A 15582-nucleotide genomic window follows, 5' to 3' on the forward strand; every position below is an offset into this window, starting at 1 on the left:
TTCGGCTAGAGCCAGGCAACGGACACGAGCAGCGTGTAACCCCTTTCATCTGAACCCCAAACATGGATAGGATGGCGAATAACTGAGTGTCTTGGGGAAGACCTTGGATTTGTTTTGGGAGCAAAAGGGGGATGCTTCATTGGGGGATTTACAATGCGCTATCGACCTGGCCGAAGGTGCCGGGAAGAAGCTTCTTCAACTTCGTGACCGGGCCGGCGAACTAGGCCTGGAGGGCAGGGAACTCAAGGACGCTGGGGACAGAACAGCCCAGGAATTTCTCGCGCAATCCTTGCACCAGCTCCATCCGCAGGACGCCGTCCTCTCCGAGGAGGCCGTGGATGACAAGTGCCGCCTCGATAGCCGACGGGTCTGGATCATTGATCCGTTGGATGGCACACGGGAGTATTCAGAATTCCGGGATGACTGGGCCGTGCACGTTGCCCTGTGGGAAGACGGAGAGTTGTCGGCAGGTGCCGTTGCGTTGCCGGGGCTTGGCCTTGTCCTGGACAGCGCCGAACAGGACATGCCGATGACCGTTGGCCCGGCCCGCCCGTGGCGCATCGCCGTCTCGCGCAGTCGCCCTCCGCAGATCGTGCACCAGCTGGCACAGAACGCGGAGGTTGAACTGGTGCCCATGGGCTCGGCCGGCTACAAAGTCTGCGCGGTGGTCAGGGGAGAGGTGGACGCCTACGTTCACGCCGGAGGCCAATACGAATGGGACTCGGCAGCTCCGGTGGCGGTCGCCCAGGGCAAGGGCTTGCACACCAGCCGGGTCGACGGAAGCCCGCTGGAGTACAACCGTGCCGATCCCTACCTACCGGACCTGGTGGTCTGCCATCCGGCGCTGAAGCGTGAACTGTTTGAAGCCGTACACGCCTTCGCCTAGACACCTACAACAAACGTTCATTCACTGAATTTGGGGGTTCACTCGATGAAACTAAAAACTGCCACGAGTATGCGGTATCAGCTGGATCAGCTGACCGCGCTGGAGGCTGAATCAATATTTATCATCCGTGAGGTCGTCGCGGAACTGGAGCGCCCGGGATTGCTGTTCTCCGGAGGCAAGGACTCGGCGGTGCTGCTGCACCTGGCGGCCAAGGCCTTCGCCCCGGCAGCCATCCCGTTCCCGGTGGTGCATATCGACACCGGTCACAATTTCCAGGAGGTGTTGGACTTCCGGGACGCCGAGGTGGCTCGGCGCGGAGTCCGCCTCATCGTCGGGTCCGTGCAGGAAGCCATCGACGCCGGCGAGGTGGTCGAGGAACGCAACGGCTCACGCAACCGGATCCAAACCCCGGTGCTGCTGGACACCATTGAAAAGCACCAGCTGAATGCGCTGATGGGCGGAGCCCGCCGGGATGAGGAGAAGGCCCGCGCCAAGGAACGGGTCTTTTCCTTCCGTGACGAATTCGGGCAATGGGATCCGAAGAACCAGCGTCCCGAGCTGTGGAGCCTGTACAACACCCGGATCAATCTGGGGGAGAGCATCCGGGTGTTCCCGTTGTCCAACTGGACCGAACTGGATATCTGGAACTACATCGAACGTGAAAACGTTCAGTTGCCCTCCATCTACTTCGCCCACCAGCGCCAGGTGTTCGACCGCAACGGGATGCTCTTTGCCGTGCACCCGTTCTGTCAGCCGCGGGAAGATGAGCCGGTGCGCAACCAGATGGTTCGCTATCGGACCGTGGGGGACGCCAGCCTCACCGCGGCCGTGGCATCCACCGCGATGACGGCGGCGGAAATTGTGGAGGAGGTGGCCACCACCACGATCACCGAACGCGGGGCCACCCGCGGAGATGACCAAGTGAGCGAAGCGGCGATGGAAGACCGCAAGAAGGAAGGGTACTTCTAGACATGGACCTGCTACGCATAGCCACCGCCGGCTCCGTTGACGACGGCAAGAGCACGCTCATTGGCCGTCTGCTCTTTGACTCCAAGGCGATCTTCGCCGACCAGCTGGATTCGGTCGAAAAAACCAGCCAGGAACGCGGCTCCGAATACACGGACCTGGCGCTGCTCACCGACGGATTGCGCGCCGAGCGCGAACAGGGCATCACCATCGATGTGGCCTACCGGTATTTCGCCACCCCGAACCGCAAGTTCATCGTGGCCGACACCCCAGGGCACATCCAATACACGCGCAACATGGTCACCGGCGCCTCCACCTCCGATCTGTCCATTGTGCTGGTTGACGCCCGCAAGGGGATGGTGGAGCAGTCCCGGCGTCATGCCTTCCTCGTTTCCCTGCTGCAGGTACCGCACCTGGTGGTGGCGGTGAACAAGATGGATCTGGTCGACTGGTCCCAGGAGGTCTTTGAAGACATCCGCCGGGAATTCGTGGACTACGCGGCTCGCCTGAACATTGCCGACATCCAGGTGATACCGGTTTCGGCGCTCACCGGCGACAACGTGGTCACCCGTAGTCAGAACATGCCCTGGTACGAGGGTGCTTCGCTCATGCACCATCTGGAGAACGTGCAAACCGCGAGCGACTCGAACATGGTGGATGTGCGCTTCCCCGTTCAGTATGTGATTCGTCCGCACAACAACGACTACCACGACTTCCGGGGGTACGCCGGCCAGGTAGCCAGTGGAGTGATGAAGGCGGGGGACAAGGTCGTGGTACTGCCCAGCGGGCTGCCATCGACGATCAAGGAAATCAGCACCGCCGATGGGCCGGTGGAACTGGCCTACCCACCAATGTCGGTCACGGTGCGGCTCGAAGATGAAGTTGATATCTCCCGCGGTGACATGATCGTGCGCCCCAACAATCAGCCAAAGGTGGCCCAGAATTTCGAGGCCATGATCTGCTGGATGAGTGACAAGCCCATGAAAGTGGGGCAGAAGCTGGCGATCAAACAGACCACCAAGACCGCTAGGGCCCTGGTCCAGGAACTGCGTTACGGCCTGAACATTAACACGCTCCATCGGGACGAAGAAGCTACCGGACTCGCGCTGAACGAGATTGGCAGGATTTCCATGCGGACCACCCAGCCGTTGTTGGCTGATGAATACCATAAGAACCGCACGACCGGGGGCTTTATCCTGATTGATGAAATCACCAATAATACTGTTGCCGCTGGAATGATCATTGAAGCGGAGTAGCTGAAAAATCTGAAGGAACCACGGTAGTAACTAGTTCGAAGTTCACCCTGTGCGTCGACCGCAAAGGGCGCTGGCAGGGTGTTTCTTCCTTTAATCGCGCATGCGATTCGCCCGGCTCTGACCGCTGATGGGAAAAGATAAAGCGGCACTTACTGGAAGAGGCACTGCGTGGCTCTGAATATTGTTATGAACAAGTGAAAGTTTTCACAAAGTTCGTTCCTGGCCGCGTAATATCGCGCAAATCCACGGAGTCGGAGGCGCCAGAGCGCTAGCCTGAGTTTTGGAGACGATCAGTGTTGACCGTTTTCGTGCAAGCATCAGCCCAATGAAATCGCAAAGGTGCCCCACTCGTGTCTGATAACAAGCCAATCGTACTTCTGGCCGAACAGCTTTCCCCAGCAACCGTCGCTGCCCTCGGTCCCGACTTTGAAATTCGTCAGACGGACGGCGCCGACCGCTCCCAATTACTCGACGCCATCGCCGATGTTGACGCCATCCTCGTCCGTTCCGCCACGCAGGTGGATGCGGAAGCGATCGCCGCGGCAAAGAATCTCAAGGTGATTGCCCGCGCAGGTGTTGGTCTCGACAATGTGGACATCAAAGCCGCCACCCAGGCTGGCGTCATGGTCGTGAACGCTCCGACCTCGAACATCATCTCGGCTGCGGAACTGACCGTGGGCCACATCGTCTCCCTGGCCCGCCGAATCCCGGCAGCCAACGCCTCGCTCAAGGGAGGGGCTTGGAAGCGCAGCTCGTACACCGGTGTGGAACTGTTCGAGAAGAAGGCTGGCATCATCGGTTTGGGACGTATCGGTGCACTGGTAGCCCAGCGTCTACAGGGCTTCGGCATGGACATCGTTGCCTACGACCCATATATCACCCCGACCCGCGCCCAGCAGTTGGGCGTCACCCTGCTGAGCTTGGATGAGTTGCTTGAACAGGCCGACTTCATCACGATCCACATGCCGAAGACTCCAGAGACCGTGGGGATGCTCGGCAAGGAGGCCTTCCGCAAGATGAAGAACAGCGCGTACGTGGTTAATGTAGCCCGGGGCGGCTTGGTGGACGAGGAAGCACTCTACGAAGCGCTGAAGAACGATGAGATCGCTGGCGCTGGTATTGACGTATTCGTCAAGGAGCCAAGCACCGACCTGCCGTTCTTCGAGTTTGACAACGTCACTGTCACGCCACACCTCGGTGCTTCCACTGATGAAGCCCAGGAGAAAGCTGGTGTATCGGTTGCCAAATCGGTTCGACTTGCGCTGGCTGGCGAATTGGTGCCGGACGCAGTTAACGTGGCCGGCGGTGTTATCGACGAAAACGTTCGCCCAGGCATCCCGCTCATCGAGAAATTGGGACGTATCTTCAACGCGTTGGCTACTGGCTCATTGACCAGCATCGATGTTGAGGTTGCCGGAGAAATCGCTTCCTTGGACGTTAAGGCCCTCGAACTCTCGGCGCTCAAAGGCGTGTTCATGGACGTAGTTTCTGAGCAGGTTTCTTATGTAAACGCTCCGGTACTGGCCGAACAAAGGGGTGTCGCTACTCGCTTGATCACCACACCGGATTCTCCTGAGTACCGCAACCAGTTGATGATTAAGGGGGCTTCCAACGACGGAGCACAGCTGTCGGTCGCAGGCACCCTCACCGGTCCGAAGCAGATCGAGAAACTGGTTGGGATCAACGGCTATGAAATCGAAATCCCGATCACGGATCACATGATTGTGGTTCGTTATAACGACCGTCCAGGTATCGTCGGGAGCCTTGGCAACGTATTAGGCGAGCAAAATGTGAACATTGCAGGAATGCAAGTGTCTCGTGACGAAAAACTGGGTGAAGCGGTGGCAGTTATCAATATTGACTCGGCACTGCCGGGTGGAGTGCTGGATGTCGTCGGGGCCGCCATAGGCGCAAGTATCGCCCGGGAAGTGAACTTATCAGAATAGTTCCTTCGTTACTCACGACGTTCTGATTACCTGAAAGCCGCTGAGCACCATATTAGCGTGCGCTCAGCGGCTTTCGGACTTAAATTACTTAGTCTCTCATCCTATTGACTGGTACAAGTTGCGGCGCGATCTGTTCTCGTTCTTATCCAGATCTCGCTCGAACACACTACTTGTGTGGGCTTGGTATGAGGGTTACTCGCGCGTCGTGCATTTCCCAGAATTGCCAGTGCTTAAGGACACTTTGAGACCCCCGAGGAGTCAGCATGAGCGGGACTATTCAGTGTTAGTCCACGGAGATCGTACATCAACCAACAAGAGCTGTTACGCATGCGACATTACACTCCACGGAGGGCATCCTGACTGTATCCGTCCACTAGGATGAAGGTTGGAGTATCAACTGTCCCCTGTCTAGAAATATGCAGAAAGAAGGCTTCTGTTTTGCCAAAACGAGTCGACAAATCCAAACTTCTACTTATGGCGAGAACGCTGATCGATTTGGGACTATCAATTGTGGTCGGTCTCATCGGGGCACTATCAAGTCAAAGCGCGCTGGGGGGCATCGCGCTCGGATCGCTACTTTTTGTATTCCTCGTTGGACGGACCGTTCTTGCCAATCGCGAGGGTGGCACGAACGCAAAGTTTCGCGCAGATTCACGGGAGCAGATGAAGAGGATTCGGACCGACGTTTCAAAGGTTAAGTCAGTCGCTGGGGATGCTTCGAGCACTGCGTTGCACGAGCAGATTAAAGTCCTAGATAAGAAGATTGACTCGTCCCAAAAAGCTATTGCGAATGGGATCAACGACCTAGCTGCAGGCATCAAGTCGGATCACTCCAAAAAATCAACTTCACCGGCCACACCTGTCGTACTTCCGAAAGTAAAGACCTCAGTTGAAGCAGTGCTGGCCGTAAACATACAGAAGCGTGCTAAACGACCGGCACCAATTCGTAATGACAGACTGGCTTATGATCCTATTAGTGGGGATGAAAGAGTGAAGTGGGCCTTGTCGAAAGAGGGCCGCGAGACTTGGGTAGCGGATGACTTCGTTAATGCTTATCGTGGTTCGAACCTGCCTTATAGTCATCAAATTCCTGTTGCAATGATTGCCGATGACTTCACCTATGGCAGCTTCCAACCGGAGTTCAACACGATCCGCTTAAAGCCCCAGACATGGCGTCAGCAGATGGAATCCCACAAACCACAACTATTCATCTGTGAATCGGCGTGGCAGGGTGGAGCGCCTAGCGAGCACCCCTGGCAGGGTAAGATATACACTTCAGTTCGGTTTAAGGAAGAGAACCGCACAGAACTGATTGAAATATTAAACTATTGTCATGAGAAGGGAATTCCTACTGTCTTCTGGAATAAGGAAGACCCTGTTCATTTCTCAGACAGAATCAATGATTTTATCCGAACATCTGCTTTATTCGATTACGTCTTCACAACTGCAGCTGAATGTGTTGATCTTTACATCAGAGACGTAGGTGTACCGTACGCTGATGTTCTCCCATTCGCTGTGCAACCTAAGCTCTTTAACCCAGTTGGGGCGTATGGCGCATCCAAGAGCGTCAACTTCGCTGGCACTTGGTATGCGCGCTATCCGAAGCGTGCGAAAGCAGCCTCAAAGATCATCGATAACGTTCTAGAATCGGACAACGAGATGGTTATCTATGATCGTATGTACTCTTCCCCAAGCCCGGCCTACGCTTACCCCGAACGCTATGTGAAGTACACAAGACCTGCGATCTCCTATCAGGAAACCGCGGACGCCTATCGCCAATCAAAGTACGGAATTACGTTGAATACCGTGACTGATTCAGACACGATGTTTGCGCGCAGGGTTTTTGAATTGACTGCTTGCGGGGCTGTTGTGCTTTCTAACACCGCTAAGGGCGTGCAACACTTTTTCGGAGATAGCGTATTGTATGCAGACCGAGCCGATTTCGATATCAGAAAGATTACGGATTCTGATTACCTGCGACGCCAGAGGGCAGGCATGCATATTGCCTTCCAGAATACTTATCGTCATCGCGCGGAAAAGATCTTGAGTGCGGTGGGTATTGATTTCGCTACCTACTTCGGTAAGACGCAGCTGGTAGCGCGTGTTAACGACGAAGCTGCGGTGGAACGCGCAATCACATATTATGAGGAGAATCGTGAACGCTTTAGCGGACTTTTGATAGTTTTGAGTAGTACCGCTGACCAAACTTTAGCAATGGAACTGACCCGAAAGCTCCCTAGCAGCATCCGCGTGATCCGCCAGGTTGAAATCGATTCTCGGACATTGCGTCCACGAAATGTGTTGAAGTCGCGTAAGGTGCTGATCATTGAAATGGCTAAAGGATCTTTGCTGGGTAGTGATGATCTCGACTATCTGTTGGATGTCGGTAATTCAATGTCGGAACCTTTGACAGTTACTTCCAGGCCCGAGAAGGAACGTTTCCGCTTCTCGCGTCAGCCGCAACCGCACAACGTCATGCTCGAGGCAGCCGAAGTTTTCCCGATACTTGCTGGTCGCAGCAATGAACAATCCGTGTTCTTGATCTGAGAGGCAGTTACATGATTAGCATTGTTATTCCGACGTACAATTCCATTGGCAAAATGGACGAAACGTTAGATTCCTTGCGAGCCGTTCCGGAAAAAATTCCCCATGAAGTCATTTTTGTGGACGATCAGTCAAAGGACAACACCTTTGACGAACTCCGTCGTTTATGTAACGAAATAGAAAACTGGACCGTGTACCGTCTTCCAGAAAATTCTGGATCTGCCGCGAGACCTCGAAATTACGGGATGGAGAGAGCCTCGGGAGAGTACTTATTCTTTCTGGACTCCGATGATATTCTAATACCCTCCGGACTCGTAAACGCTTACGAGCACGCTCTAAGATTCGACAGCGATGCAGTCCGCAACAGTCTTGAAGTTACGGCCCCAGACGGAAGCAGCAGGATGTCTGATCGTGTCCCGGGCTGGGACAAAATTAAAGACCCGACTTCTCGACTACGTGCTATTGCTAAGTACCAAAGCCTAACCTGTTCGTTCCTCATGCGACGTGATGTTGTCATCGACAACGGTATTCGTTTCATGGAAACGCGGCGTATCGGCGAAGACATTACGTTTACATCAGAAGTGCTTACTCGATGCAGCCGCATTGCGTACCGGGATGTGGCAATACGCAAATATGTCAAGAACGATGATGACGAAGCATCGGTCACCCAGAAAATCAATTCTCGGGACTTTAGGGATTTCATTGAAGCGTGGGATGATGTTGAAAACATCTTGGGGCGAAGTGGCGTATCGTTTGTAAAAGAACATGGCCACGCGGCGATGGATTACGCTCTACGTCAGTTCATTTGGTTCAAAACAGAGGACTTGAGCGAGGAAGTATTCACTTTCTTCAGCGAATTTTGCAACACCTATTGGAATTATATTTCTACATTCCGCTTCAGTCGTCGTCTGAATGAGCTCGTACTGGCAGCGCGTGACGGGAGCTATGAGCAGTTCACGGACGCAAGCAGGCTCCGGCTCGTCCTGGCAGGCCACGACCTCAAGTTCATGGATGACATTTTGCCCGCTCTCAAGGAGCGTTACAACGTTCGTATCGACAAATGGGCTGGGCACGTCGCTCATGATGAAGAATTAAGCCGCGTGCTCTTGGATTGGACTGACTACGTCTGGGTGGAATGGCTTCTGGGTGCAGCCGTGTGGTACTCTGAGAACGTTACCTCACGCCACCGATTGATAGTCCGTGCTCATCGTAGCGAAATGTCGGTGGATTACGGTCTTGAATTGAAACTCGAAAGCGTCTCAAGAATTATTGCTATTGCACCCCACTCGTTAAACGATTTTAGCGACCGTTTCGATATACCATATGAAAAATTTGCGCTGATCCCTAATGCATTTGATGTGGAGTCGTACCGACGTGACGCTGACGATCCCGAGAACCGTCAATTTTGTCTTGCGATGATAGGAAGCGTTCCGGCATTAAAAGGCCTTCACAGAGCCATAGAGCTTCTCGCCAAGCTCCGGACAGTTGATACGCGCTATGAGTTAAATATCTTCGGTAAAAAATACGATGAGTACGCATGGGTAATGAAGTCAGAGTCCGCGCGCAAGTACTACAGCACCTGCGAATCTCGTATCGACGAGCTCCAGTTGGCCAACGCGGTTCATTACCGCGGTTGGGTTGATACCAAACAGGAGTTGCGCAACGTCGGATTTGCTCTTTCGCTCAGTGACTTCGAGGGCATGCAGGTCGCACCTGGGGAAGCATTCTGCGCTGGGGGTCAGGGATTGTTCCTGCCGTGGAGGGGTGTAGACGCCTGTTATCCGGATGAGTTTATTTTCGATTCGGTAGATTCAATGGCAGAGTATATTTTGGGACTACGCAACGACTCGACATCATACACTCGAGGAGCCAAATACGGCCGTCAGTTTATTTCGGAGCGATATGATGTTCGGGAAGTCATGTCAAGTATAGTAGATTTGATGGATCGTGTGCGAGCGTAGTCGCGTTCTGCTAGGCCAAAAGGGAGAACAAACATTGTGAGGATTGATCCTTCGGCGTCACTTTGCAACCTGCTGCAAAGCTATGCCGGTACATTTTCCGACGGTGCCCCCCCTAACTGGAAGTTCAAACGGCAGGGCAATAATTGGGAAATTTCTTTCCCAAATTCTGCGGTCGTAAGGACAGAGGACCTTCTTGACCCAAAGACCTGGTCAGTTCACCCGGAGAAGGACGCAAATACAACAATCCTGTGGCGCAATTCGCTCGCGTACTTGCCTAGACTCATCGAGAGTGCAGAGTCAGATGAGGAGACTATTGAACTTGTAGCCCAGATAGTTGAGTCGTTTATAGCCTGGCAAGATATGTCAATTTCGTTGGACATCGATTCGCTCCGTTCCGGGAGTCTCGATCACCAAAGTGCTTTACGTATCAGATCTCTTTTGTGGATCATTTCTTATCTTGAACGAAACTTGATGCAAGAGGTCGAAAAGTTCCGAGAACTGTACGGAAGAATGTTTGCCGCAGAGAACCGATTGTTATCAGAGTTCAGTCTGTTTCAACCTAACAATCATGGAATCATGCTTGGAATTGCGCATCTTCATGCGGAAACTCTTATGCCGAGTCCTGAATCTGACATGAACGCGTTGAAATGGATTGAAGCTTTGTACTCGACCTTCAATGAGATTATCGATAGCGACGGCATCGCATCGGAGAACACTCCTAGCTATCAGATATTCTATGTGATGCTCTTGGAGGACTTAGTTTTATTCATTGCTTGGTCTCGAATGTTGGGAACTAGAGCAAGATTGTTTCAACTCCTATTACGCTCTGCGGAGTTAGGAGTCCGTAGGCAGCTGCTGCCCTCGGGGGCTGTTCCTCCTTTGGGGGACAGCCCCGGCGGAATGCAATATCGTTTTAAGCCAGTGTTAGGATTACTCTACTCGCCTGAGAATGGACTAGCGGTTAGAACCTCGAGTAACGAGTATATAGCATATATTGCTGGCTTCAGAAGTGTGATACACAAACAGATTGACGATCTAAGTTTCTCTTGGTGGCGGAATGGAAGATTCATTCTGCGTGATGCGGGGCTATTGAACTACGATACAAAGGACCAGGTTGCCGTTGACATGCGCGGCTCAAAAGGACATTCCTTACCTACCTATCGCAATTTAGATTCTTGGACAACGAAAAACACAATATCTTACGGACGAAACTCGAGCAGGTTGCGCGCTGAATTCACAGGTGTAGAGAATTCAAGCAGTAATCTCGCGATATCGGCGAAATTACATCTTGATGACAGTGTGATCATTACCCGTTCTTTAGAGCATCGTGCTGAACTCGGAGTAAAAATTGTCGACTCATTTTTAGCCTCAAACCGCGGTGAGCCGCTTGTTCGTTTCCTCCTTGATCCAGAAACGATAATTACTTACAGGCAAGATGGTGATATAGGTATTCGTTCGGGTGAAGAGGATTTGCGGGTATGCTTTAAAGCCTCCTCAGGTATCCTTAATTTCGATATCAACCCTTCATTTGTTGCCTTAGAACATAATCGTAAGGCTAAAACAAACGAGATTGTTCTGACGGTAACTTCCGCTGAATATCCCGTTCGTGTCGAGACCTCGATCGTAATAACAAACCACGGGAAATGCCTATGATTGGTGTAGCTGGAATTCTTCGTAGCTTGGCCCAGGATTTTCGCTCGCGCATTCGGAATTCGTCAAATTTTCGTTTGGAACGAGATTCCATGTAAACATGGCTAGTAGGCTCTCTGGAAAGCCCGTTTTGTGGTTAACCCATGATTCTCGGACATCAGAACTCACAGGTTCGCTAAATCTACGAGCCATGAATATTAATTTTACTGCAGAATTATCCATATCTGAGTTGATTGATGCGATGGACTATGAGCTTTTTTGCCAGCCTGGACGAGCTCTTCGGGAATTTTAATGAATTTCTGCGGTCAGCGGGGCTTCCTCGTCTAGAAGTTCCTCGCAAAGATCGCTAACGATAAAAATTAATGAATTGTTGGTAATTAAATGAGTGTACCTGTTTTTTCTTTTGGGACGGATCGTGGATATGCGCATGTCCAAGCGCGAGGTTCGGACAGGCTGCCCACTGGCGGTAGGTACACTGTACAGGGGTGCCATGGTGCTGGAACAGTACTGGGCAGTTCCTTTGTCTCTACGTCATCCGACTTGGCGCGTGCATTGTCACTCTATGAGGGATCCGCAGACGACCTTGGCTCGTCGATTAGGGGTTCACTAACTATTTACTTGGAAGATAACCGTAGCGGTGAACTTCTAATTTTAAGCGACCCTTTTGGTAGTTCAACGGTTTTCTTGTACAAGACGGAACTCACCACTCTTATTTCGTCCTCTCTGGTTTCGTTAACTTCGCTGGCGAAAAGCGATGGTAAGCCCTTAAAGAAATCGTTGAAGTACGCTGCGATGCTTGCATCATCCAATAATGGGGGCTTGGTCGATTCCCCGTATGAAGGTGTTAGAGTTCTCGGTCAATTCAAATATATTTCGATATCGACTGCGGGAGTTTCCGAAAAGGAATATTCTATTCAGGATGATATATTTAGTATTGATCTTTTTCGGCCTCAAAGCGCCGAACTTTTGCGCGAAAGGGTCAAGCAAGATATTGTCGCTAATATTTCTGCTGCATCTCGTTATCCCTCGTCCAGATATATATGTCATTTAACCGGTGGAATGGATTCTCGAACAGTTCTGGCAGGCTTGATCTCTTCTGGGTATGAGAATAAATATGTTCTGCACTGTGGTGGCGATCCTTTGGCAGATGACATGCAGATATCGCGGAGATTGGCTAGTGCATTCGACCTTCAGATTAGTTACGATTCGGGACTCGAAGTTGGAGTGCTGTCAGGGTCGCCAGTTGTAGATAGTAAATGGAGCATGCACGAGACAGCCGGTCTCTTGCGAGGCCCTGCTAACCCTGGCTTGCGTCAGTCAGACGCGGTTGTATTGTCGGGTGGCTTCGGTGGACTTTTAAGGAATTCATTTGGTCTGCCGTTGGCCACAGTGCCTTCGGACGGTTTTGACGCTCGTTGCTTGATGAAACCGATGTTGGGCGCTCTAGGGGAACAGGACGGACATGGAAACAGTGTTCTGAACGGTGAACTGCGTATACATGCACTCGAGAGATTGTCCCAAGTGCAGGAGCGAGCGAAGACGCTGGGAGTCCCAAATGAGGCTCTCCCAGAATTTGTGTGGTTTTCGTTTAGAAGCAGGTACTATGTAGGTGAAATATCCCGATCCTTGTCGAAGTATGTTAATCGCTTTGATCCCCTGTACAGCCCTTGGATGCTGGCGCTGGCTTGGAGCTATTCCCGCCAAGAAAGGGCGCTGAATTTCGCGCATCTTGATTTGATTGTAGATATCCATGAAGAACTCGCGATGATGCCTTATGACAAGGAACGGATTACGTCTGCCTATTTGGATGCCAGACCGAATTTGACGATGGGTGCGCTGCCGCAGTCGCAGGCGCCGATGAAACGCAATTCTTTAGCAGCTGCGCCGTTCAATCTAGGACTTGGTAACACAGCTATTTCGTCTGAACAGTTCGAAAGTGCGCGTAAGATTGGACTGCCGCCAGCTACCGTCGCTTACTCTGAACTGTACCGAAGTCGCTGTCTGGAATTTATCGAGGAATTAGGTAAGGAAGAACTCAGTCAGTATTTCAACTTCGAACACCTCTACAAGTTGGTTGCGAACCCCCCCAAATGGCGTCCTCAGTATCGTTCCATCCGGGATTTGCACGACGTGCTTTCGTGGTACCTCGATGAGTAACAGACTTAAACTTACTTCTTCTTCTTAACCGGCCCAACAACAGCGCGTGGTGCGCGTTTCCGTTTCGTTGCTTCTTGTCGAGCAAGCAGCAAAGAGAGCTCATCCCTTCCGAAGCTGCGTGCGGAAATGTACTTCGCGGCGCCGACGATTCTAAGACTGTGTCCTAGATATCGTAGTTGGGTATTACGATGGTCATTTCAACCGATTAATTTGCGGATACAATTTTTTGATTGTGTCAGGTGAGATTCAGACGAGTGAGTTAATGAAACATTCGATAGCAGAGGTTCGAAAAGCGTTGTGGCACCTACGCAGCGGAGGACCCAGACAGTTGCGCGAATGGGCGAAACGGCGATCCTTTGAACATGCCAACAGCGGCTTACGCCCTGGATTGCGTTCCGAGATCGAGAAAGCCATCGGCATTCGTTTGCCAGACGTGACAGTGTCCAGCGGATACACGCAAGAAAAAGCTCTTACCGTGGCTGTGATTCTTGATGATTTTAGTGCAAAGGCCTGGTCGCCCGAGTGGAATTGCGTCTTCATCACACCAGACACATGGGAAGGGGAACTGGTTGAACGAAACTTCGATTTCCTTTTCGTGGAATCCGCGTGGGCAGGCAACAGGAAAGCTTGGCAGTATCACTTAACGGGACCTACAGCTCCGCGCCCCGCGTTCGTCGACATGGTCGCGGCCTTCAGGTCGAAGAACATTCCAACTGTTTTCTGGAACAAGGAGGACCCTCCGCACTTCGAAGACTTCCTGGATACGGCTAAACTATTCGACTTCGTATTTACGTCGGATGTTCGCATGATCCCGCGCTATCAACAGGAGCTTGGGCACGAAAGGGTCGAGTCTCTCAGCTTCGCAGCGCAACCGGCTTTCCATAACCCTGTGCTACCCTTGTCTCAACCGCGGCGGGATGTAGCCTTTGCTGGGATGTACTTTGCCCACAAGTTCCCGGAACGTCGTGAGCAGATGGACATTGTTCTGGGTGGGGCAGAGATGGTTGCCCCGCGCTTGGAGTCAGGCTTCGATATTTTCTCGCGACAATTGGGTGGCGACGAAAAGTATCAGTTCCCGGAACCGTTCAACGGCCATGTCGTGGGGTCGCTTCCCTATGAGAAGATGCTGACTGCCCATAAGTACTACAGCGTATTCCTCAATGTGAATTCAGTGGTGGATTCACCAAGCATGTGCGCCAGGCGCATCTTTGAGATCACTGCAGCTGGTGCTGCGGTGGTCTCGGCACCGAGCACAGCGATCGGCAACTTCTTTGCTCCGAATGAGGTGATCGAGGTTGGGGACCGGGAAGCTGCCGCTCACGCGATACGGAGCCTGGCCCGAAGTCCTGAACTGAGGGACCGAACCGTACATCTTGGACAGCGAAGGATTTGGTCCGAACACACTTATGCACACCGTGCCCGAGCGGTCGCCAAGAAGATCGGTATCGACGAGCAACAAGCGAAACCTCTGAGCATGGCTCACGAGCCATCAGTCAGTGTCGTGGTCTCGACCATCCGGCCGTCACAAATTGATCACATCATTCGCACGGTAGCGAAGCAGTGGGGTGTGCAAGTTCAACTCATCCTCGTAGCGCACAAGTTCCAGGTAGATGATCAGCAGGTCCATTCCAAGGTGTCCGCTGCTGGCATCGAGAATTTCAAACTGGTCCGGGCCGGTGAGGATTTTTCGTTGGGCGACTGCCTGAATGAAGCCGTGGAGCTGTGCGATGGCGAATTCATTACCAAAATGGATGACGATGACCTTTATGGTGAGCACTATCTTTTCGATCAGGTGTCGGCCCTGCGTTATAGCGGCGCATCTGTGGTAGGGAAGCAGGCCCATTACATGTACCTAGGGCAGTCCGACGCTACACTCCTACGTTTTGCGGAGCGTGAACACCGCTTCACCAACCTGGTGATGGGTCCAACGATGCTGGGTCATGCTGCAGTATTCAAGTCCACGCCATTCGAATCCCGCAGTCGAGGGGAGGACACCCAATTCCTTCGTGATGTTGCCGACAACGGCGGCACCATCTACTCTGCAGACCGTTTCAACTTCCTGCAGATGCGTGCCGGTGACGGAAACAACCACACGTGGAATTTGAGCGATGCCGAACTCACGTCCACTGGTACTATTCAATGGTTTGGTAAGAATGACAGCCATATCTTCTTCTAGGAATCCGGCTGACGGCGGGGAAGCAGTGGGGAGGGAATGT

9 protein-coding genes are annotated in these 15582 nt (G+C 52.5%); all 9 read left to right on the plus strand.

Annotated features, from left to right (window positions below):
• Positions 1-91: 91 nt before the first annotated feature.
• The gene (locus tag GcLGCM259_RS06140) at positions 92-886 is read left to right on the plus strand and encodes a 3'(2'),5'-bisphosphate nucleotidase CysQ (RefSeq protein ID WP_281283959.1); all 795 of its coding nucleotides are present in this window, start codon (positions 92-94) and stop codon (positions 884-886) included.
• A gap of 45 nt (positions 887-931) precedes the next feature.
• Positions 932-1855, plus strand: coding sequence for a sulfate adenylyltransferase subunit CysD (gene cysD / locus GcLGCM259_RS06145; protein ID WP_138926067.1), 924 nt, complete (start codon positions 932-934; stop codon positions 1853-1855).
• A gap of 2 nt (positions 1856-1857) precedes the next feature.
• Positions 1858-3108, plus strand: a complete 1251-nt coding sequence (cysN, locus tag GcLGCM259_RS06150) for a sulfate adenylyltransferase subunit CysN (RefSeq protein ID WP_138926068.1) — start codon at positions 1858-1860, stop codon at positions 3106-3108.
• Positions 3109-3458: 350 nt separating this feature from the next.
• Positions 3459-5054 carry a phosphoglycerate dehydrogenase gene (serA, locus tag GcLGCM259_RS06155; RefSeq protein WP_138926069.1) on the plus strand — a complete coding sequence of 532 codons (1596 nt, stop codon included), beginning with the start codon at positions 3459-3461 and terminating at the stop codon, positions 5052-5054.
• A gap of 474 nt (positions 5055-5528) precedes the next feature.
• Positions 5529-7601 (plus strand): CgeB family protein, encoded by a 2073-nt coding sequence (locus GcLGCM259_RS06160; RefSeq protein WP_175419344.1) that lies wholly within the window; start codon positions 5529-5531, stop codon positions 7599-7601.
• Positions 7602-7612: 11 nt separating this feature from the next.
• The gene (locus tag GcLGCM259_RS06165; RefSeq protein WP_138926071.1) at positions 7613-9559 is read left to right on the plus strand and encodes a glycosyltransferase; all 1947 of its coding nucleotides are present in this window, start codon (positions 7613-7615) and stop codon (positions 9557-9559) included.
• A 36-nt stretch (positions 9560-9595) separates the two neighbouring features.
• Positions 9596-11212 carry a heparinase II/III domain-containing protein gene (locus GcLGCM259_RS06170; protein WP_138926072.1) on the plus strand — a complete coding sequence of 539 codons (1617 nt, stop codon included), beginning with the start codon at positions 9596-9598 and terminating at the stop codon, positions 11210-11212.
• Positions 11213-11827: 615 nt separating this feature from the next.
• Positions 11828-13366, plus strand: coding sequence for a hypothetical protein (locus GcLGCM259_RS06175; protein ID WP_138926073.1), 1539 nt, complete (start codon positions 11828-11830; stop codon positions 13364-13366).
• A 232-nt stretch (positions 13367-13598) separates the two neighbouring features.
• Positions 13599-15542, plus strand: a complete 1944-nt coding sequence (locus GcLGCM259_RS06180; protein WP_342773592.1) for a glycosyltransferase family protein — start codon at positions 13599-13601, stop codon at positions 15540-15542.
• Positions 15543-15582 lie beyond the last annotated feature (40 nt).

Source organism: Glutamicibacter creatinolyticus, assembly GCF_006094275.1.
Taxonomy (GTDB): domain Bacteria; phylum Actinomycetota; class Actinomycetes; order Actinomycetales; family Micrococcaceae; genus Glutamicibacter; species Glutamicibacter creatinolyticus.

What these genes read in the sequence shown, in the direction of transcription:
- cysN (WP_138926068.1), top strand. Translation starts at nt 1,858, where the DNA reads ATGGACCTGCTACGCATAGCCACCGCCGGCTCCGTTGACGACGGCAAG.
- cysD (WP_138926067.1), top strand. Translation starts at nt 932, where the DNA reads ATGAAACTAAAAACTGCCACGAGTATGCGGTATCAGCTGGATCAGCTG.
- GcLGCM259_RS06165 (WP_138926071.1), top strand. Translation starts at nt 7,613, where the DNA reads ATGATTAGCATTGTTATTCCGACGTACAATTCCATTGGCAAAATGGAC.
- GcLGCM259_RS06160 (WP_175419344.1), top strand. Translation starts at nt 5,529, where the DNA reads ATGGCGAGAACGCTGATCGATTTGGGACTATCAATTGTGGTCGGTCTC.